Source organism: Frankia sp. ACN1ag, assembly GCF_001414035.1.
In the GTDB taxonomy this organism is placed as follows: Bacteria; Actinomycetota; Actinomycetes; order Frankiales; family Frankiaceae; genus Frankia; species Frankia torreyi.
The window spans coordinates 48,183-67,356 of the sequence record NZ_LJPA01000025.1 but is presented as its reverse complement, the minus strand read 5'-3'; the positions used below and the strand labels follow the sequence as shown (position 1 = coordinate 67,356).

Here is a 19,174-nt window from a genome sequence, read left to right as displayed (position 1 = left end):
GTCCAGCCCGACCGGCGCCGACCGGCCATGACCATGACCAGGCACGCACGGCCGGAGGAGAACCCGATGACGTCCCTCACCGATCCGACCGACGCGGCGGGCGCCGGTTCCGCCCCGCCGCTCGAGGCGCCGGCGCCGGCGGACGTCGCCGGGCTGGTCAACCTCCGCGACGTCGGAGGCATGACGACCGCAGACGGCCGTCGCACCCGCCCTGGCGTGCTCTACCGCAGCGAGATGCCCAAGGTCGGGGATCGCCCGCCGCCGGAGTCGATGACCTGGCCGCCGCGCACGGTGATCGACCTGCGTTCGGCCGTCGAGCGCGGGCCCGATCCGCACCCGCTCGCCGCTCTCGGCGCCGAGATCAGGGTGTTCCCGCTGCTCGGCGACGAGGCGGCGCCCGGCCGCCACACCGCCACCTCGGGGGCGATGGAGGGCGGCCTGCAGGCGCTCTACGTGGCGATGGTCGAGCACGCCGCGCCCCAACTCGCCGCGATCGTCGATGTCGTGGGGGAGGCGCCGGGCCCGGTGCTCGTGCACTGCGCCGCCGGGAAGGACCGCACCGGTGTCACGATCGCCGTGCTGTTGCGCCTCGCCGGCGTCGTCGAGGAGAACGTCCTCGCCGACTACGCGGCCACCGAGCAGAACATGCGCGGCGTGGTCAGGCGGCTCAAGGGGCACGCCCTGCTGCCCGGCGTGAGCGACCCGAAGCGGGGCCGCGAGCTGGTCAAGACGTCGCTCGCCGCCGCGGAGGCGGTCATCGCCACGACCGACGCTCATCCCGGCGGGGTGGCCGGCTGGGTCCGGGCTCACGGCGCCGGCGAGGAGTCGATCCGCCGCTGGCGCGACCGCCTCCTCGCCTGAGCGGGCCCGGCAACGCCTGAGCGGGCCGGCAACCCGCGAGTGGTGGCCCGTCTACCGACGGTCCGGCCGGCGCCGGCCGGACCGTCGGTAGCAACCCGCCAGACCCACGTCAGGCCGGCGTGCGCGGCCGCAACGCCAGCCCCAGCGCGATCTCGGTGACTCCGGTGACGACGAGCTGAATCCCGAAGATCACCGCAAGCGCCACGATCGTCGCGTCCGGCCAGGCGAGGGCGAGCACACCCAGCACCACGCTGACAGCCGCCACCGCGTAGCTGGGCACCGTGCTGCGGGCACCGGCCTCGGGCGACTGCAACGCCCGGGTCACCAGCGCCCGCGCGACGCCGGTGATGATCAGGATGGCGCCGACGAGCAACGCCAGCACCCGCAACGTCACTCCCGGCCACAGGAGGACGACGACGCCGCCGAGGGTGAGCAGGATCCCGAAGAAGGCGGTGCCCGCGGAGTTCTCGGCCCTGGCGGCGGCCAGCGTCTCGCCGATCCCGGACAGGACCAGAGACACCCCGGCAAGCACGGCCAGGGTGCCGGCCGTCGCGAACGGATTGAGGATCAGCAGAAGTCCCAGCACCGTGACAGCCAGACCGACGACGAGTAGCGCCGGCCATACGGCGCTGGGCGTCTGCCGGTGTCGCTGGTGCCGGTAGATCGTCGCCATCGAGGCACCTCCTGTACCGACCCGCACCACCCGTGCGGATCCGTACCGAGTTCCTACCCGGTGTTGGCCCGACCGCACCGCTCGGCGGCCCCTCGACCGCCCCGCGGTCCGTCGGGCCCGTCAGCCGTCGCTGATGCTGATCGCCTCCGTCGGGCAGGAGTCGGCTGCCTCCTGAAGGTCGTCCCACCGCGCGTCGTCCGGCTCCTCGATCAGCAGATAGAGGTAGCCGTCGTCCCGAATCTCGAAGACGTCCGGAACGAGCTGGACACACGTGCCGCTGCTGGCGCAACGGTCGAAGTTGACGGTCACGTGCATCGGCGCACCTCCCGTGATGCTCCCAGAATGTCGGCGTCGCGTGGACCCTACCGCTGGGCCCGGTGGAGGAACAGAAGTGTCACCTCCGCAGGCCACAGTGGCAATGCGCCGCTCCCAGGTGGGCCGTCAGGACGCCTTGATCGCGGAGATGTCCAGCTCGACCTTGACCTTGTCGCTGATGAGGACGCCGCCGGTCTCCAACACCGCGTTGAAGGTCAGGCCGAAGTCCTTGCGGTTGAGGGTCGTGGTGCCGGTGAAGCCGGCCCGGACGTTGCCGAACGGGTCCTTGGAGCTGCCCTCGAAGGCGATGTCGAGGTCGACCGGGTGGGTGACGCCGCGGATCGTCAGATCGCCGGTGAGCACGTACTCGTCGTCGCCCTTGCCGGCGACCGCGCCGGTGCTGACGAAGGTGATCGTCGGGTAGGTCGCGATGTCGAGCAGGTCGGCCGACTTCACATGGCCGTCGCGGTCCGGCACGCCGGTGTCAAAGGAGCCGGTCTGGATCGTCACGGTGGCGGTGGACGCCGTCGGCTCGGCACCGTCCAGGTTCAGGGTGCCCTCGATGGCGGTGAACTGCCCCCGCACGGTCGTGACCATGGCGTGCCGCGCGGCGAAGCCGATCCGCGAGTGGGCGGGGTCGATCGTCCAGGTGCCGGTCAGGTCGGTCAGGGCGGTGGTCGTGGTCATCGCGTCCTCCAGAGGGAGCCGCCGGACATGTCGGTTGCCCGGCGACGGAGTGGTGTGGCGTGCTTGACCGGTCGGCAGGTTCCGCCGCCAGGTCGTTGCAGGCGCAACTTACAGCTCGGGTCAACGTCCCGGCGGGAGACGTATTCCGGGCGCTGCCTGCTGATCTGTGACGACCGTAACGAGATCTCGGTCGTCCGCCCAGAGCCCCGGGCCGATCTGTGGATAACCCGCCGTTGTCCACAGATCGCCATCTGGCCCGGCGCATGGACCGCAGATCGATCTACGGTCCGGTCATGGTCACAATCACCCCCGGTCCCGGGTGCCCGTCCCCATCCCCCCTTCTCGCGGCTCGGTTCCCCGAGCCCTTCCCGCCCGATCCGCCCCCACCGGTGTCCGCCGGCGAACCGCATCCACCCGGTGGGGTGCGCGAGGGCGTCTTCGCCGATGACGAGGAGTGGCTCGACGCCATCGCCGACGCCGCCGTCCCAGGCCGGGTTGACCGCCACGACGGCGATGCCGACGGGAGACCCAGCTCGGGTGGCACCGATGGTGGCGTCATCGCCGGCGAGACGGACCTGGACGCCCGTCCGGAGACGGGACACGACGGCTCGTTGCGCGCCCCGGACCGGTCGGCCGCCCGTCCTTCTGCGGCGCCGGTCGTGGACGACGCGGCCGGTTGGACGGGGAGCGCTGCGCTACCGGAAGGTGGCTGGCGGGCGGTTCGAGAGCGACTGGCGCGGCGGTTCCCGGCCAGCCTTCGCGGTGTGGTGACGGCGCCGGCCGCGAGCGCGACGCTGGTCCTGGCCCTGGTCGCGCTCGTCGCCGCGCTCCTGGCGACCTGGTTCGCCTGGCAGCACCGGCCGGTGTCGGTCGCCGCGCCGGTCGGCCGGCCCTCGGCGGTGGTCGTCGCGTCGAGTGCAGCCGCGGACGGCGGTTTCGTCGACGCTGCCAGGACGGACGCCGGCCGGACCCCAGCGGCGGGTGCGGCCGTGGGTGTGGCGGCCACCCCGGCCCTCGCCGGCGCCGCCGGTGAGGTGGTGGTCGACGTTGCCGGCCGGGTGACGCGGCCCGGTGTTGTCCGGCTGCCTGCCGGTTCTCGGGTGGTCGACGCGATCGACCGGGTCGGGGGAGTGCTTGCCGGCACCGACACGACGGGTATCGGTCTGGCCCGGGTGCTGGTCGATGGTGAGCAGATCCTCGTCGATGGCCGCCCCGGGCCGCCGCCCGCCGTGGCCGCGCCGGCGTCCGTCGCGGGCGCGTCCCCCGCCGCCGGTGGCGGTGGTGGCGGTGGCGGTGGCGGTGGCACACAGAACGGCCCGATCGATCTCAACAGCGCCAGCTCCGAGCAGCTCGACGGCCTGCCCGGGGTCGGTCCGGTGCTTGCCGGGCGCATCGTCCAGTGGCGCACCGAGCATGGGCCCTTCCGCTCCCCGGAACAGCTTGGGGAGGTCACCGGCCTCGGCGACAAGCGACTGGCGGACCTGCTGCCGCTGGTGAAGGTGTGACGCGGCGATGGTCGCCGTGGGCATGGAGACCGGCCTCGCGCTGCCTCAGCGGCCGTCGCCCGCGGCTGCGCCGGCCGATGCCCGGCTGGTCACGCCCGCGCTGGCGGCCTGGGGCGGCGCGGCGGTCGCGGTCCACTGGTCGTTGCCGGACGCCGCACTCGTCCTCGCCGCCGCGGCAGTCCTGACGGTGCCGGCGGGCCTGCTGACCCGGGCCCGCCGCCGGCGCCATACCGGCAGCGGGCGCATCGCGGCGCCGACGCCGATCGGCGACGGCGATGCCGACGGCGATGCCGACGGCGATGCCGATGCCGACGGCGACGGCGACGGCGATCAGGATGGCATCCTGCCCACGGCTGCCAGGGTGGTTCTGACAGCCGTGGTGTTCCTCGCCGCCGGAGTCCTCGCAGGCGGGTTGGCGACGCGTCCCGGTGACCGAGGCCCGCTCGCCGACCTGGTGCGGCAGGGGGTACCGATGACCGCCCAGGCCGTGGTCACGGACGATCCGCGGCCGGCCGCCCCGGCCGCGCCCGGAGTCGGTCCGCCGACGGCTACCCCCACCACGTTCGTCGTGGCCGTCCGGTTGGAGCGCGTCATCGCCGGGCCCGTCGTGGTGCGGCTGCGTGCCTCGGCCATCCTGCTCGGGCGGGGCGCCGGCTGGGGTGATCTGCTGCCCAGCCAACATCTGGAGGTCGTGGGCCGGTTCGCCGTTCCCCGAGCGGGCGACACCGTCGCCGCGGTCGTGCTGGCCACCGGAGCGCCGCGTCTGAGGGGCGATCCCGACGCGTTGCAGCGCTTCGCCGGGCGACTGCGGGCCGGCCTGCGCGATGCCTCCGCCGGCCTGCCCGAACCGCGGCGCGGCCTGCTGCCGGCGCTCGTCGTCGGGGACGTCTCCGGACTCGACGAGGACCTGCGCGCCGACTTCCGCAGCGCCGGGATGTCGCACCTGACCGCCGTCTCCGGCGGCAATGTCGCCGTCGTGACCGCGTCCGCCCTGGTCGTGGCGGCGCGGGCGCGGCGTGGTCTGCGCGGGCGGGCGGCGGGCGGCGCGGCCGCACTGGTCGGGTTTGTCGTCCTCGCCCGACCCTCCGCCAGCGTCCTGCGCGCCGCCGTGATGGGGCTCATCGGGCTGGCAGCACTCGCTGCCGGCCGACCTCGCGCGGTCCTGCCGGCCCTGGCCGCGAGCGTCACCGTGCTCGTCCTCGCGCAGCCCACCCTCGCGGTCTCCGTCGGCTTTGCCCTGTCCGTCCAGGCCACCGCTGGAATGATCGTTTTCGCGGCGGGCTGGCACGCCGCCCTCGCGCGGTGGCTGCCCGACCGGCTCGCTGAGGTGCTCGCGGTGGCGGCGGCCGCTCAGCTTGCCTGCATGCCGCTGCTGGCGTGGATCGGCGGGGGCCTGAGCCTGGTCGCGATCGGCGCGAATGTCCTCGCCGTAGCAGCGGTGCCCGCGGCGACCATGCTGGGCGTCCTGGTCCTGGTCGTCGCCGCCGTGTCGCCCCCGCTGGCCCGGATGCTGGCGCACCTTGCGGACCTGCCCTGCTGGTGGTTGGTGACGGTCGCGCGCCGCTGCGCCCACCTTCCGGCGGCCACGGTTGGCTGGCCCGCAGGGGTGCTGGGCGCCGGCGCGGCGGCGCTCGCCGCCCTCGTCGCGGTGGCGGTGCTGCGCCGGCGGTGGGGGCGCCGGGTGGCCACCGCAGCCGTCGTCGGCCTGCTCCTGGCGCGCTGCGCCGTCGTCGAGCGGTTCGCCTCCTGGCCGCCCGCCGGCTGGCGGCTGGTGGCCTGCGACGTCGGGCAGGGGGACGCGCTGGTGCTGTCGGCCGGGCCCGGCAGTGCGGTGCTGGTCGACGCGGGACCGGATCCGGACCTGCTTGCCCGCTGCCTCAACGAGCTCGGCGTGCGCCGCCTGCCCGTGATCGTCCTGAGCCATCTGCACGCGGATCACGTCGACGGGCTCCCCGGCGTGCTCGGCCGGCTGCCGGTGGGGGAGGTGCTGGTCGGCCCGTTGCGGGAACCGGCGGGTCAGTGGCGTTCGGTCCGTCGATGGGCGGACCGGGCGCGCGTGCCGCTGCGCACCATCGGCGCGGGTGCCTGGGGCCGGGCGGGCGCGGTCTGCTGGACGGTGCTGGCGCCCCGGATCATCCTGCACGGCACGGACAGCGATCCCAACAACGACAGCCTGGTGCTCTCCGCCCGGGTCGGCGCCGCGACCATCCTGCTCACGGGGGATGTGGAGGCAACCGCCCAACGGCTGTCGCTCGGCCGTCCGCAGGACCGGGCCGGGCTACGGGCGGACGTCCTCAAGGTTCCGCACCACGGGTCCGCCAACCAGGACCCTGGATTCCTCGCGGCGAGCGGGGCCCGCTTCGCGCTGATCAGCGTCGGGACGGGCAACGACTACGGTCATCCGGCGGCATCGACGCTGCGCGCGCTGAACCGGGCCGGGATGGCCGTCGCCCGGACCGATCGCGACGGGGCGCTGGCGGTGGTCGCACCCGCGGCGCCGCCCGGGGCCGGTCAGCCCGGTCAGCGTTGCCCCGAGCCTGGGACGGATCGGCCGGACCGGCCCGGCGCGCCGGCCCGCAACCCGGTCTCGGTGGTGCGCCGCCGGTCGGGGGAGGGATCGTGACATGCTCACCCGCGTGCCAGCTTCTCCAGCACCCCCGCTCGTTCTCGTCTCCGGCGACGAGGACCTGCTCGTGGGGCGAGCCGTCCGCGAGGTCCTCGACGCGGCCCGCGCCCGAGATCCCGAAGTGGAGATCGTGGACCGGGCAGCCGCCGAGTTCAGCGAGGCGGACATGGTGGACCTCGGTGCCACGTCGATGTTCGGCGGTGGCCGGGCGGTCGTCGTCCGGGGGGTCCAGGACCTCGGGGAGGAGCTGCGCGACGCGCTGCTGGCCTACATCAGCCATCCCCTCGACGACGTCGTGCTCGTGCTCGTGCACAGCGGTGCGGTGAAGAACCGCAAGCTGGCCGACGCCATGAAGGCGGCGGGCGCCCGTGTCGTGCCCGCCGCGAAGATCACCAAGCCCCGGGAACGGCACGACTTCGTGGTCGCCGAGGTCCGTCGCCTCGGTGGGCGGATCAGCGACGGTGCCGTGCGGGCCCTGCTCGATGCCGTCGGTGGCGATCTGCGTGAGCTCGCCGCGGTGTGTGACCAGCTCGTCGCCGACACCGAGGGCGGCATGCTGGACGAGGCCGCGGTGGCCCGGTTCCATCGGGGGCGCGCCGAGGCCACCGGGTTCGCCGTCGCCGACGCGATCATCGGGGGTGACCTGCCGCAGGCGCTGACGCTGCTGCGCCAGGCCATCGAAGGGGGGACCGCGGCCGTGCTGATCTCCAGCGCCGTCGCCGGCGGCCTGCGGGATCTCGCGCGGGTGTCCTCGGCCGGCCCGGGGACGAAGTGGGACCTCGCCCGCGCACTCGGCATGCCCGACTGGAAGGTCGAGAAGGCGCAGCGTTCCGCGCGCGCCTGGTCCGATCCGGGCCTGGCGCTCGCGCTGCGCGCGTCGGCGACGGCGGATGCCGGTGTGAAGGGGGCGTCCGTGGACGCGGGCTATGCGCTGGAGAAGCTCCTGCGTGAGGTGGCCGTGGCGCGGTCCTTCCCCCGGGATCGCGCCCACCGCGGCGGGCTTCGATGAGCGGGACGCAGCGGCCGGAGGGGTCGTCCCCGGCGGGCGGGGCAGGTGGCCGGCCAGAGCCGGCCAGGGGGCACGACGCCGTGGATCCCGACGAAACCGATGCGCCGCCGCCGGGAGGCTGGTTCGGGCTGCAGGTTCTGCCCGCCGGCTGGATGCGCGGGCTGCTCACGACCGTCACAGGGCTGGTCACGGTGGTCGTCGCGCTGGGAGACCTGGCAAGCGCCTGGGTGGTCGGCGTCCTGCCGGTGACCGTCGCCGCGATGGTCGCGTACCACGAGGTGCTCGAACGGCTGATCCAGCCGGCGCACACCGATCCGGCGGGTGCGCAGAAGCCGCCGGGCGACCCGGCTACCCGCTAGGACCGCTCCGATCCGCTGGGGACCGCTTCGGTCGCACCCGCACCGCACCCGCACCGCACCCGCGACGGGCGGTAGGCAGACGGGCAGGGAATCGAGCGGGCCCGCGGGCAACGTGGACACGCAGAAAAGCCGGAGCACCCCTGGCGCCCCGGCTCCGCCGCGCGGTTTCAGCCAGCCGTCAGGCTCGCGTGCGCGCGAGCCAGCGCCGACTTCTTGTTGGCGGCCTGGTTCGGGTGGATGACGCCCTTGCTGACAGCCTTGTCCAGCTTGCGGGAGGCGACCCGCAGGGTCTCGCTGGCGCGCTCGGCGTCGCCCGCCTCGACCGCGTCGCGGAACCGGCGCACGTGCGTCTTGAGCTCGGACTTGACAGCCTTGTTGCGCAGCCGCCGCTTCTCGTTGGTGAGGTTGCGCTTGATCTGCGACTTGATGTTGGCCACGCGGAGGAACCTCTGGTTGTCGAGTCGGGATGGTGCGGACACGTCATCATACGGACGCCGGCCGCGCGCGGCGGGCTCGGAGTACCGGCGCCTCGGAGGCCGGCCACCTGCGCCGAACCCGGTGTCACGCGGGGTCGGAGGCGGCCGGACCGCTCGGGTTGGCGACGCGGCCCACCAAGGCGGCGCCCAGAATATCAAACCGCTGCCGGCCGGTGCACCGGCGCAACCTCCGTGCCGGCTCCTGGCACGATGAAGGGAGGTCGACCCAGATCCCGGCACGGGACGGCTCCCGTGACCACCGCGAGCGAAACGAGAACTCTCCGCGTGTCCGCAGCCCCGCACCTGGCGCCCGGCGCCGACCCCGCGATGATTCGCAACTTCTGCATCATCGCCCACATCGACCACGGCAAGTCGACCCTTGCCGACCGGATGCTCGGTGTGACCGGAGTCGTGGAGGCGCGCAACATGCGCGCTCAGTACCTCGACCGGATGGACATCGAGCGCGAGCGTGGGATCACCATCAAGGCCCAGAACGTGCGGCTGCCCTGGCGGGCGCAGGACGGGCAGGACTACATCCTGCATCTCATCGACACGCCCGGCCACGTCGACTTCAGCTACGAGGTGAGCCGGTCGCTGGCCGCGTGCGAGGGCGCGGTCCTGCTGGTCGACGCCGCGCAGGGGATCGAGGCGCAGACGCTGGCGAACCTCTACCTCGCGATCGAGAACGACCTGACCATCGTCCCCGTCCTGAACAAGATCGACCTTCCGGCCGCCCAGCCGGAGAAGTACGCCGAGGAGATCGCGGCGATCATCGGCTGCGACCCGGGTGACGTACTGCGCGTGTCGGGCAAGACCGGCCAGGGCGTGCCGGAGCTGCTCAACGAGATCGTCCGGCAGGTGCCCGCGCCAGTCGGCAACCCCGCCGGACCCGCCCGGGCAATGATCTTCGACAGTGTCTACGACATCTACCGCGGCGTCATCACCTACGTCCGGGTCGTCGACGGCACCCTGACCACCAGGGACCGCTGCCTGATGATGTCGACGGGTGCCAGCCACGAGACGCTCGAGGTCGGGGTGATCTCGCCGGATCCGCATCCGACGGGCTCGCTGTCGGTCGGCGAGGTCGGCTACGTCATCCCCGGGGTCAAGGACGTCCGCCAGGCCCGCGTGGGTGACACCGTNACCACCGCCCGCAATCCGGCCACGGAGATGCTCGGCGGCTACCGCGACCCGCTGCCGATGGTGTATTCGGGGCTGTACCCGATCGACGGCAGCGAGTACCCGGCGCTGCGCGAGGCGCTCGACAAGCTCCAGCTCAACGATGCCGCGCTGACCTACGAGCCGGAGACATCGGCGGCGCTCGGCTTCGGCTTCCGCTGCGGCTTCCTCGGCCTGCTGCACCTGGAGATCGTTCGGGAGCGCCTGGAACGCGAGTTCAACCTGACCCTCATCTCCACCGCGCCGAACGTCGTCTACCGGGTGGTGATGGAGGACGCCTCCGAGGTCACCGTGACCAACCCCAGCGACTGGCCCGGCGGCAAGATCGCCGAGGTGTACGAACCGATCGTCGACGCGATGCTGCTGCTGCCCACCGACTTCGTCGGCGCGGTCATGGAGCTCTGCCAGGGGCGCCGCGGCGTGCTCAAGGGGATGGACTACCTGTCCACCGACCGGGTCGAGCTCAAGTACACCCTGCCACTCGGTGAGATCATCTTCGACTTCTTCGACGCGCTGAAGTCCCGGACCCGGGGGTACGCGAGTCTCGACTACGAGCCGGCCGGCGAGCAGCTCGCCGACCTGGTCAAGGTCGACATCCTCCTGCAGGGCGAGACGGTCGACGCCTTCTCGGCGATCGTGCACAAGGAGAAGGCCTACTCCTACGGCGTGGCGATGACGGCCAAGCTGCGCGAGCTGATCCCGCGCCAGCAGTTCGAGGTGCCGATCCAGGCGGCGATCGGCAGCCGGATCATCGCCCGGGAGAACATCCGGGCGATCCGCAAGGACGTGCTGGCCAAGTGCTACGGCGGTGACATCACCCGCAAGCGCAAGCTGCTGGAGAAGCAGAAGGAGGGCAAGAAGCGGATGAAGACCATCGGACGCGTCGAGGTCCCGCAGGAGGCGTTCATCGCCGCGCTGTCCACCGACACCGGGAAGCCCGCGACGAGCAAGTGACCCACCCCCGGCCGGGGAAGACCGGGCGGGTTGACCCGGGGGGAGACCGCCGATCACGGCCACCCCCCGGGGGGTCCCGCGTCGTCAGCTCGTCGGTAGCGGACTCGCCGGCAGGCGGATCGGTTCGGTCGCCGGTTCGGCGAGCGAGAGGTCCCCGGCGGGCGCGGCGGCGTTGGAACGATACACGGTGGTTCGGGGCGGGAGCAGTTCGGAGATCTCCTCGAGAACGGCCCTGACGTCATCGTCCATGGCCGGATCTTTTCGCACCGGGCTCGACCGGTCGACGATGCTCCGCCCATATCTGATCTTCCGTCAACAACGGGGGCAAAACGTGCTCGACCTCTCGTCGGCGCCGACGGGGACCCCCGTTTCCGGTGCTTATCCCGGCGTGGTCCCGGTGTGGCCATCTTCGGCCCGCTCGTGCGCTTGACAAACGTGGCGTTGCTGTAACCCCATCCGTTGGGGGCACACTGGGGGCATGCCACAAAAGCCTCCCGACGGGTCACCTCCGCCCGACGACGGCGCTCTCCCGCCGGCCGCTCTGGCCGAGCTGACCGAGCGCGCGTTCGGGGCGTACGTGCACGTGCCCTACTGCGCGGCACGCTGCGGCTACTGTGACTTCAACACCTACACGGCGGCGGATCTGGGCGGCGCCCTGATCTCCTCGGTGGGCCTGACGACCTTCGTCGACATCGCGACGAAGGAGATCCGGTTGGCCCGGGCGGTGCTGGGCGACACCGACCTGCCGATCTCCACCGTGTTCGTCGGCGGCGGTACGCCGACCCTGCTCTCCGCGGACGACCTCGCCCGACTGCTGCGCGCCCTGGACACCGAGTTCGGACTCGCCACCGACGCGGAGGTCACCACCGAGGCGAACCCGGAATCGGTCGACCCGGCCCAGCTCGAGCAGTTGCGGGCAGCCGGTTTCACCCGGGTCTCGTTCGGCATGCAGAGCGACCGGCCGCACGTGCTGGCGGCGCTGGACCGGCGGCACACCCCCGGACGGGTCTCCGAGGTGATGCGCTGGGCGCGCAAGGCCGGGTTCGAGCAGGTGAGCCTCGATCTGATCTACGGGGCGCCGGGCGAGTCCGAGTCCGACTGGGCGGCGAGCCTGCGGGCCGCGGTGCAGTTGGGGCCGGACCACGTCAGCGCCTACGCGCTGACCGTCGAGGAGGGCACCAAGCTGTCGCGCCGGGTGCGCCGCGGAGAGCTGCTCGAGCCCGATGACGACCTGCTCGCCGACCGGTACCTGCTCGCCGACGAGATCCTCACCGCCGCCGGGCTGACCAACTACGAGGTCAGCAACTGGTCACGCGGTTCGGCCACCCGCTGCCGGCACAATCTGGGCTACTGGCGGGGCGACCACTGGTGGGGCTTCGGCCCGGGCGCCCACAGCCACGTCGGCGGCGTGCGGTGGTGGAACGTGCGCCACCCGGCGGAGTACGCCGCCCGCCTTGCCGCGCAGCGCAGTCCGGCCGCGGCGCGCGAGGAGCTCGACGCATCCACCCGCCGGGTCGAGCGGGTGATGCTGGGCGTGCGACTCGCGGAGGGGCTCGGGGTCGCCGAACTCGACGAGGCCGGGCTGGCGGCGTGCGCGGATCTTGCTCGCTCTGGCCTGGTCGAACCGGGCGCGCTCGAGTCCGGCCGGGTGCGATTGACTCGCCGCGGTCGCCTGCTCACCGACACGGTGGTCCGGGCTCTGCTGCCCGACTGACCCCTGCCCAACCGGCTCTGCCCGGCCGACCGGCCCTACTCGATCGGGCGGGCCGCCGCGGCGCGGAACCCGGGTGCCCCGGTGGCCGTTCTGTTGGAAGGATGTCGCCGACTCCTCACCAGCCATTCGTGGGGCGGCTCATGTTGTGTGCTTCATGCCTGGCCGACGGCTACACTTGGCACTCACTGCGGCCGAGTGCCAGGCCTGGTGTCCGTCGGTGCAGGTGCACGCACCGTGGCCCGGCCACGTCCCGCTTGGTGAAGGGGGTGCGACCGCGTGCTAGAGGATCGGCGGCTCGAAGTCCTTCGGGCGATCGTGGAGGACTTCGTCCTGAGCAACGAGCCGGTGGGCTCCAAGGCGCTGGCAGAGCGTCATAATCTCGGTGTCTCGCCGGCTACTGTCCGCAACGACATGTCCGCGCTGGAGGAAGAGGGCTACATCACGCAGCCCCACACCAGCGCCGGGCGGATTCCGACGGACAAGGGCTACCGGTTGTTCGTCGATCGGTTGTCCGGGGTCAANCCGCTGTCCCGGGCCGAGCGTCGGGCCATCCAGAGCTTTCTGGAGGGCGCGGTCGACCTCGACGACGTCGTCCGCCGCTCGGTCCGCCTGCTCGCTCAGCTCACCCGCCAGGTGGCGGTGGTGCAGTACCCGTCGCTGTCGAGCAGCAGCGTCCGGCACATCGAGGTGGTGACCCTCGGTCCGCGCCGCATGCTCATGGTGATGATCACCGATACCGGTCGGGTGGAGCAGCGGATCATCGACAGCCTGACGCCGGTGGACGACGAGATCGCGGGCGAGCTGCGGGCGACCCTCAACTGCGCGCTGGCCGGCCAGCGGCTGGCCGACGCCCCCGAGGTCGTCGCCACCCTGCCCGACCAGGCCCGCCCCGAGCTGCGGCCGTGTCTGGCGACGATGACCGGGGCGGTGCTGGAGTCCCTGGTGGAGCGCCCGGAGGAGCGTCTCGCCATGGCCGGCACGGCGAACCTCACCAGGGCCTCGGTCGACTTCGCCGACTCGCTGCGGTCGATACTGGAGGCGCTCGAGGAGCAGGTCGTGCTGATGAAGCTCATCGGCTCGGCCCGCGAGACCGGTACTGTAACGGTACGCATCGGTCGAGAGACGGACGTGGACGCCCTGCGGACGACCGCAGTGGTGGCCACCGGCTATGGCCGCGGTCCTTTCGCCCTGGGCGGAATGGGAGTGGTCGGCCCGATGCGCATGGACTATCCGTGGACGATGGCGGCCGTCCGGGCCGTCGCCAAATACGTGGGTGAACTCTTGGGTGCCGACTGATGGCCGTGGACTACTACGCAGTTCTTGGCGTACGCCGAGACGCGTCGAACGACGAGATCAAACGGGCCTACCGCAAGCTCGCCCGGGAACTGCACCCTGACGTCAACCCCGACCCGGAGGCGCAGCAGCGCTTCCGCGGGGTGACCGCGGCCTACGAGGTGCTCTCCGACCCGGAGAAGCGCCAGATCGTCGACCTGGGCGGCGACCCGCTCGCGCCTGGCGGCGGGGGCGCCGGCTCGCCGTTCGGCGCCGGCTTCGGTGGCCTCGGCGACATCATGGACGCCTTCTTTGGCGGCGGGACGACCCGTGGGCCCCGCTCCCGGGTCCGGCGCGGCAACGACGCGCTGCTGCGGATCGAGCTGGAGCTGGCCGAGACCGCCTTCGGTGCCACCCGCGAGATCACCGTGGACACGGCGGCCGTCTGCTCGACCTGCACCGGCGCCGGGGCGGCTCCCGGCACCCATCCCTCGACCTGCGGCACCTGCGGCGGTCGGGGAGAGGTCCAGCAGGTCACCCGCTCCTTCCTCGGTCAGATGGTCACCTCTCGCCCCTGCCCGCGCTGCTCGGGTACCGGCACGGTGATCGAGCACCCCTGCCGCGACTGCGGCGGGGACGGCCGGGTCCGCAAGCGTCGCACCCTGACGGTGAAAATCCCTTCCGGAGTCGAGGACGGGATGCGCATCCGGCTGTCCGGGGAGGGCGAGGTCGGTCCCGGCGGCGGGCCGCCCGGCGATCTCTACGTCGAGGTCTCCGAACGCCAGCATCCGGTGTTCACCCGTGAGGGCGACGACCTGCACTGTGAGTTGCCGCTGCCGATGACCTCGGCGGCGCTGGGCACCTCCGCCACCCTGGAGACCCTCGACGGCACCGAGACCATCGCGGTGAAGCCGGGCACCCAGCCGGGCGAGGTCATCAAGCTCGCCGGCCGCGGCGTCCCGCACCTGCGGGCCGCCGGGCGGGGGCACCTGCACATCCACATCAACGTGGAGACGCCGACGAAGCTGGACGCGGAGCAGGAGCGGTTGCTGCGGGAGCTGGCGAAGATCCGCGACGAGGAGGCGCCCGCGGTCGTGGGCGGTTCCACCGGCGGCGGCGCGAGCGGGCTGTTCCGCCGTCGCGGGTCGCGGCGCGGGCGCTAGCCCGTCGGCACGGCCGGTCCCCGGTCCGTCCGGCTCGTTCTCCGCCGAGAGGNTCCCCACTGACCAGCGCGTTGTTTCGGCTGTCCCCGCTACCCACCGCGGACGTGTTCACTCTGTCCGGCCCGGAGGGGCACCATGCGGCGACGGTGCGCCGGCTGCGCCCCGGCGAGCCAGTGGACGTCACCGACGGTCGCGGGGCGGTGTTGGAATGCGCCGTCGTCGCCGTCCGGCGCGACGAGATCGACTGCGCGGTGCGCCGGCGGGTCGGCGCGACGGCGCCGCATCCGCGTCTCGTCGTCGTGCAGGCGCTGGCCAAGGGCGACCGCGGCGAGCGGGCGGTGGAGATGCTGACCGAGGTCGGCGTCGACGAGATCGTGCCGTGGTCGGCGGCGCGTTCGGTGGTCCGCTGGGAGGGCGAGCGCGGCGGGCGGGCCCGGGAACGCTGGGTCCGGGCCGCGGCGGAGGCGTCGAAGCAGTCCCACCGCCTGCACTGGCCGGTGGTCGGCGACCTCGTCGGGACGGCGGAGCTGACCCGGCGGGTGGCGTCGGCCGCCCTCGCCGTGGTGCTGCACGAGCAGGCCGGCGACCCGCTGGTGGGCCTGGCCCGCCGCCGCGCCGCGACCCTCGACGGGGCGGCGGAGATCCTGCTGGTCGTCGGGCCCGAGGGGGGCATCGCCGACGCCGAGGTGGACGCGCTGCGTCAGGCCGGCGCCGCGGTCGCACGCCTGGGTCCGACCGTGCTGCGCACCTCCACCGCCGGCGTGGTCGCGTCCTCGGTCGTCCTTGCGGATCTCGGCCGCTGGGACGCTCGGCGTGATGATGGATAGACTGGCGGGGTAGCGCCTGCGGCTGACGTTCGGTGGGCGGCTCCTGCCCCGGCAGGGCGCTGACCCGAATGCCCGTCCTCCACGCGCCGCACCACCCACCACGGTCATCGATCCTGAGAGGTGCCGCGGCCGTAGCTGGTCGCTCTCTATGCCCGAATCCGTCACGCCACCTGTCGCGTCAACCGCCCCGGCCACGACGCGCATCGTCGTCCCCGGCCCGCACAGCATGGTGAGCCTGCTGGGCCACCAGGACGAGTTGCTGCGCACCGTCGAGCGGGCCTTCTCCTCGGACATCCACGTGCGCGGCAACGAGATCACCATCACCGGCCCGCCGGCGGAGAACGAGTTGGCCGCGAAGCTGTTCGCGGAGCTCATCGCCCTGCTCGACGCGGGTACCGAGCTCAGCCCGCAGCACGTCGACCATTCGCTGGCGATGCTGCGCTCCGGTTCGGAGGAGCGGCCCGCCGAGGTCCTCACCCTCAACATCCTGTCGAACCGAGGCCGGACGATCCGACCCAAGACGCTCAACCAGAAGCGTTACGTGGACGCGATCGACCAGCACACGATCGTGTTCGGGATCGGGCCCGCCGGTACCGGCAAGACGTACCTGGCGATGGCGAAGGCGGTTCAGGCCCTGCAGGCCAAGAAGGTCAACCGGATCATCCTGACCCGGCCGGCGGTCGAGGCGGGGGAGCGGCTCGGCTTCCTGCCGGGCACTCTGTACGAGAAGATCGATCCGTACCTGCGTCCGCTCTACGACGCGCTGCACGACATGATCGACCCGGACTCGATCCCGCGGCTGATGCAGGCCGGGACGATCGAGGTCGCCCCACTGGCCTACATGCGCGGCCGAACCCTGAACGACGCCTTCATCATCCTCGACGAGGCGCAGAACACCTCGCCCGAGCAGATGAAGATGTTCCTCACCCGGCTCGGCTTCGGAGCCAAGATCGTGGTGACGGGTGACGTCACCCAGGTCGACCTGCCCAGCGGCACCCGCAGCGGGCTGCGGGTCGTTCGGGAGATCCTCGACGGCGTCGAGGACGTGCACTTCGCGTCCCTGACCAGCTCCGACGTCGTTCGCCACCGGCTGGTGAGCGAGATCGTCGACGCGTACGCCCGCTGGGACGCCGCCGGGGACCATGCGGGTGCCGCGGCCGCGGCACCCGCCCGGCCGGGCCGCCGCGAGCGCCGGTGACCGTGCCGGAGCTCGGAGAGGACTGCTGATGGCCGTGTTCGTCGCCAACGAGTCGGGCGCGAACGACGTGGACGAGGTCCGGCTCACGGCGCTCGCCCGCTTCGTGCTCGACGCGATGAAGGTGAACCCGCTCGCGGAGCTGTCGGTGATGCTGGTCGAGGAGAAGGCCATGGCCGACCTGCACGTGCGGTACATGGGCGAGGAGGGCCCGACCGACGTGCTCTCCTTCGCGCAGGACGACGCGTTTGACGCCTCCTGGTCGGAGTCGGTCGACGACGACCCCACAACGCTGCTCGGCGATGTCGTGCTCTGCCCCGACGTCGCGCGCCGCCAGGCGGAGCAGGCGGGGCACTCCTACGAGCGCGAACTGCACCTGCTGTGCACCCACGGCATCCTGCACCTGCTCGGGTACGACCACGCCGAGCCGGACGAGGAACGCGAGATGTGGAAGATCCAGAACAAGCTGCTGGCGTCCTGGGACGTCGCGGTGAAGACCGCCGGCGGGAAGCGTCCCGCCGGCGGTGCGGACGGTGCGGACGGAGCTGGAGAGCCCGGCCCCACCGCCGCGCGCTGACCCCGGCCGGGGGGAGCCCATGAGCTCCGGCGATCTTCTGCTTGTCTTCATCACGGTGGTCGCGTCCCTCGCCGCCGCGGGTCTCGGCTGCGTGGACGCGGCCCTGACCCGGGTGTCGCGGGTGTCGGTCGAGAACTTCGCGCGCCAGGGACGCGCGGGCGCGGCGAACCTCGCGACCGTCGTCGCCGACCCCGGTCGCTACCTCGCGTTGCTGCTGCTCCTGCGGGTGGTCGGCGAGATGCTCGCCGCCGCCTGCCTGACGATCCTGTTCGCGCACGCCTACGGGACGGGCTTCGCCGCGATCGGGCTGGGCACCCTGGTGGCCACCCTGATCGCCTACATCCTCGTCGGGGTGATGTTCCGGACGCTCGGCCGCCAGCACGCGCCGGCGGTCGCGCTCGCCACCGCGGGGCTCACCGTCCGCCTCGCCCGGATCTTCGGGCCGCTGCCTCGGTTGCTCATCGCGCTGGGCAACGCCGTCACCCCGGGACCCGGGTTCCGGGACGGGCCCTTCGCCTCCGAGGCGGAGCTGCGTGATCTGGTCGATCTCGCCGAGGAGACCGAGGTCATCGAGCGCGAGGAACGCGACATGATCGCGTCGGTGTTCGAGCTGGGGGACACCCTCGTCCGGGAGGTGATGGTGCCGCGGCCGGACATGGTGTTCATCGAGTCGACGAAGACCGTCCGCCAGGCTCTCGCGCTCGCCCTGCGCAGCGGCTTCTCCCGGATCCCGGTGATCGGCGAGAGCGTCGACGACGTCGTGGGGATCGCCTTCCTCAAGGACATGGTCCGCCGCGAGCGCGAGGGCGACGAGGACGGCCCCGTCGCCGAGATCATGCGCGCGCCCGTGCTCGTGCCGGAGAGCAAGCCCGCCGACGACCTGCTGCGGGAGATGCAGGCCTCGCGGACCCACATGGCGATCGTCATCGACGAGTACGGTGGGACCGCCGGGCTCGTGACCATCGAGGACATTCTCGAGGAGATCGTCGGCGAGATCACCGACGAGTATGACAGCGAGGTGGCACCGGTGGAGTGGCTCGATCCCGACACGGCTCGGGTCACCGCTCGGCTCGACGTGGACGACCTCGCCAAACTCTTCGACTTCGACGTCGAGGCGCTGCCCGGCGCGGACGACTCGGTGACCGTCGGCGGCCTGCTGGCCACGGCCCTGGGCCGGGTGCCCATCCCGGGCGCCACCGTGACGGTCGGCGGCCTGCGGCTGTCCGCGGAGCGGGCAGCCGGCCGGCGCAACCAGATCGGCACGATCGTCGTCAGCCGCCCGCCGCGCCCGCCGGCCGACGCCGACGACCCGGCCCCGGGCGGCGCAGACGGCGGTGAGCCGGCCGGGCGCTCACCCCAGCACGGAAAGGTGATCTCGTGACCGCTGACCCGACCCCGCAGGCGACGGAGTCCGCCGCGGCGGCCCTCGACCTGGCCGCGGAGGACGCGAAGCTGCTCGTCCTGGCCCGCTCGGCGCGGCTGCGCGCCTACGTGCCCGACGGCCGGGCCGCCGAGGGCGCGGCCCTGCGCGACACCGACGGCCGCACCTACGCCGCCGCCACCGTCGGGCTGAGCCGGCCGGAGCTGGCGATCTCGGCGCTGCGGGCGGCCGTGGCCGCGGCGGTCTCCAGCGGGGCGCGCCGCTTCGAGGCTGCGGCCGTCGTCACGGAGGGTGATGTGATTACGAGGGATGATCTTGCCGCTCTCGCCGAGTTCGGCGCCGGCGTCCCCGTCTTCCTCGGCGGCACCGACGGCGTGGCTCGCAGCAGGACGACCAGCTAG

General features: G+C 72.7%; 18 protein-coding genes and 4 pseudogenes. 16 read left to right on the top strand and 6 right to left on the bottom strand.

Annotated elements, in window-relative coordinates; all coding sequences use genetic code 11:
• The first annotated feature begins 66 nt into the window (after positions 1-66).
• Positions 67-861 carry a tyrosine-protein phosphatase gene (locus UK82_RS21245; protein WP_044883062.1) on the top strand — a complete coding sequence of 265 codons (795 nt, stop codon included), beginning with the start codon at positions 67-69 and terminating at the stop codon, positions 859-861.
• Positions 862-970: 109 nt separating this feature from the next.
• On the opposite strand, the gene UK82_RS21240 is transcribed toward UK82_RS21245, so the two are convergent.
• From UK82_RS21240 to UK82_RS21230, 3 genes are all read right to left on the bottom strand, one after another.
• A complete protein-coding gene (locus tag UK82_RS21240) occupies positions 971-1,534 on the bottom strand; it encodes an HdeD family acid-resistance protein (RefSeq protein WP_044882989.1) in 564 nt (187 codons plus the stop codon).
• Positions 1,535-1,654: 120 nt separating this feature from the next.
• A complete protein-coding gene (locus UK82_RS21235; RefSeq protein ID WP_044882990.1) occupies positions 1,655-1,849 on the bottom strand; it encodes a ferredoxin in 195 nt (64 codons plus the stop codon).
• 126 nt (positions 1,850-1,975) lie between these two features.
• On the bottom strand, positions 1,976-2,536 hold the full coding sequence (locus UK82_RS21230) for a YceI family protein (RefSeq protein WP_044882991.1): 561 nt from the start codon (positions 2,534-2,536) through the stop codon (positions 1,976-1,978).
• Between the two features lie 293 nt (positions 2,537-2,829).
• Between UK82_RS21230 and UK82_RS21225 the strand changes: the two genes are divergently transcribed.
• The 4 genes from UK82_RS21225 to UK82_RS21210 all read left to right on the top strand — a co-directional run bounded on the left by UK82_RS21225 (position 2,830) and on the right by UK82_RS21210 (position 8,035).
• Positions 2,830-4,041, top strand: coding sequence for a ComEA family DNA-binding protein (locus tag UK82_RS21225; RefSeq protein ID WP_236706244.1), 1,212 nt, complete (start codon positions 2,830-2,832; stop codon positions 4,039-4,041).
• A 7-nt stretch (positions 4,042-4,048) separates the two neighbouring features.
• Positions 4,049-6,664, top strand: a complete 2,616-nt coding sequence (locus UK82_RS21220) for a ComEC/Rec2 family competence protein (RefSeq protein ID WP_055408897.1) — start codon at positions 4,049-4,051, stop codon at positions 6,662-6,664.
• Between the two features lies 1 nt (position 6,665).
• Positions 6,666-7,676, top strand: coding sequence for a DNA polymerase III subunit delta (gene holA, locus UK82_RS21215; protein WP_044882993.1), 1,011 nt, complete (start codon positions 6,666-6,668; stop codon positions 7,674-7,676).
• Between the two features lie 80 nt (positions 7,677-7,756).
• Positions 7,757-8,035, top strand: coding sequence for a hypothetical protein (locus UK82_RS21210; protein ID WP_236706243.1), 279 nt, complete (start codon positions 7,757-7,759; stop codon positions 8,033-8,035).
• A 167-nt stretch (positions 8,036-8,202) separates the two neighbouring features.
• Here UK82_RS21210 and rpsT read toward each other — a convergent pair whose 3' ends face one another.
• Entirely contained in the window at positions 8,203-8,472 is a 270-nt protein-coding gene (rpsT, locus tag UK82_RS21205) for a 30S ribosomal protein S20 (RefSeq protein ID WP_044882995.1), read from the bottom strand.
• Between the two features lie 324 nt (positions 8,473-8,796).
• Here rpsT and UK82_RS39175 point away from each other — a divergent pair.
• Both UK82_RS39175 and UK82_RS39170 read left to right on the top strand, forming a co-directional pair.
• Positions 8,797-9,653: pseudogene (locus UK82_RS39175) on the top strand (GTP-binding protein); the annotation flags it as partial.
• Position 9,654: 1 nt separating this feature from the next.
• A pseudogene (locus tag UK82_RS39170) lies at positions 9,655-10,644 on the top strand (elongation factor 4); the annotation flags it as partial.
• An 84-nt stretch (positions 10,645-10,728) separates the two neighbouring features.
• Here UK82_RS39170 and UK82_RS21195 read toward each other — a convergent pair.
• Positions 10,729-10,893, bottom strand: coding sequence for a hypothetical protein (locus tag UK82_RS21195; RefSeq protein ID WP_173667334.1), 165 nt, complete (start codon positions 10,891-10,893; stop codon positions 10,729-10,731).
• 63 nt (positions 10,894-10,956) lie between these two features.
• A pseudogene (locus UK82_RS43035) lies at positions 10,957-11,004 on the bottom strand (zinc finger domain-containing protein); the annotation flags it as partial.
• A 118-nt stretch (positions 11,005-11,122) separates the two neighbouring features.
• Between UK82_RS43035 and hemW the strand changes: the two are divergent.
• The 9 genes and pseudogenes from hemW (at position 11,123) to UK82_RS21155 (ending at position 19,174) form a co-directional block, all read left to right on the top strand.
• On the top strand, positions 11,123-12,358 hold the full coding sequence (gene hemW, locus UK82_RS21190) for a radical SAM family heme chaperone HemW (protein WP_044882998.1): 1,236 nt from the start codon (positions 11,123-11,125) through the stop codon (positions 12,356-12,358).
• A gap of 276 nt (positions 12,359-12,634) precedes the next feature.
• Positions 12,635-12,879, top strand: a pseudogene (locus tag UK82_RS39165) (DeoR family transcriptional regulator); the annotation flags it as partial.
• Position 12,880: 1 nt separating this feature from the next.
• On the top strand, positions 12,881-13,654 hold a 774-nt coding region (locus UK82_RS21185), incomplete at its 5' end, for a heat-inducible transcriptional repressor HrcA (RefSeq protein ID WP_236706242.1).
• The gene (gene dnaJ / locus UK82_RS21180) at positions 13,654-14,793 is read left to right on the top strand and encodes a molecular chaperone DnaJ (protein WP_044883000.1); all 1,140 of its coding nucleotides are present in this window, start codon (positions 13,654-13,656) and stop codon (positions 14,791-14,793) included. The genes UK82_RS21185 and dnaJ, both read left to right, overlap by 1 nt.
• Positions 14,794-14,897: 104 nt before the next feature.
• On the top strand, positions 14,898-15,620 hold the full coding sequence (locus UK82_RS21175) for a 16S rRNA (uracil(1498)-N(3))-methyltransferase (protein WP_044883064.1): 723 nt from the start codon (positions 14,898-14,900) through the stop codon (positions 15,618-15,620).
• A gap of 148 nt (positions 15,621-15,768) precedes the next feature.
• Entirely contained in the window at positions 15,769-16,818 is a 1,050-nt protein-coding gene (locus UK82_RS21170; RefSeq protein WP_055408893.1) for a PhoH family protein, read from the top strand.
• A gap of 28 nt (positions 16,819-16,846) precedes the next feature.
• Positions 16,847-17,392, top strand: coding sequence for an rRNA maturation RNase YbeY (ybeY, locus tag UK82_RS21165; protein ID WP_044883065.1), 546 nt, complete (start codon positions 16,847-16,849; stop codon positions 17,390-17,392).
• A 19-nt stretch (positions 17,393-17,411) separates the two neighbouring features.
• Positions 17,412-18,773 (top strand): hemolysin family protein, encoded by a 1,362-nt coding sequence (locus tag UK82_RS21160; protein WP_044883066.1) that lies wholly within the window; start codon positions 17,412-17,414, stop codon positions 18,771-18,773.
• Complete coding sequence (locus UK82_RS21155) at positions 18,770-19,174, top strand: hypothetical protein (RefSeq protein WP_044883002.1); 405 nt, start codon at positions 18,770-18,772, stop codon at positions 19,172-19,174. The genes UK82_RS21160 and UK82_RS21155 overlap by 4 nt, the downstream gene beginning before the upstream one ends.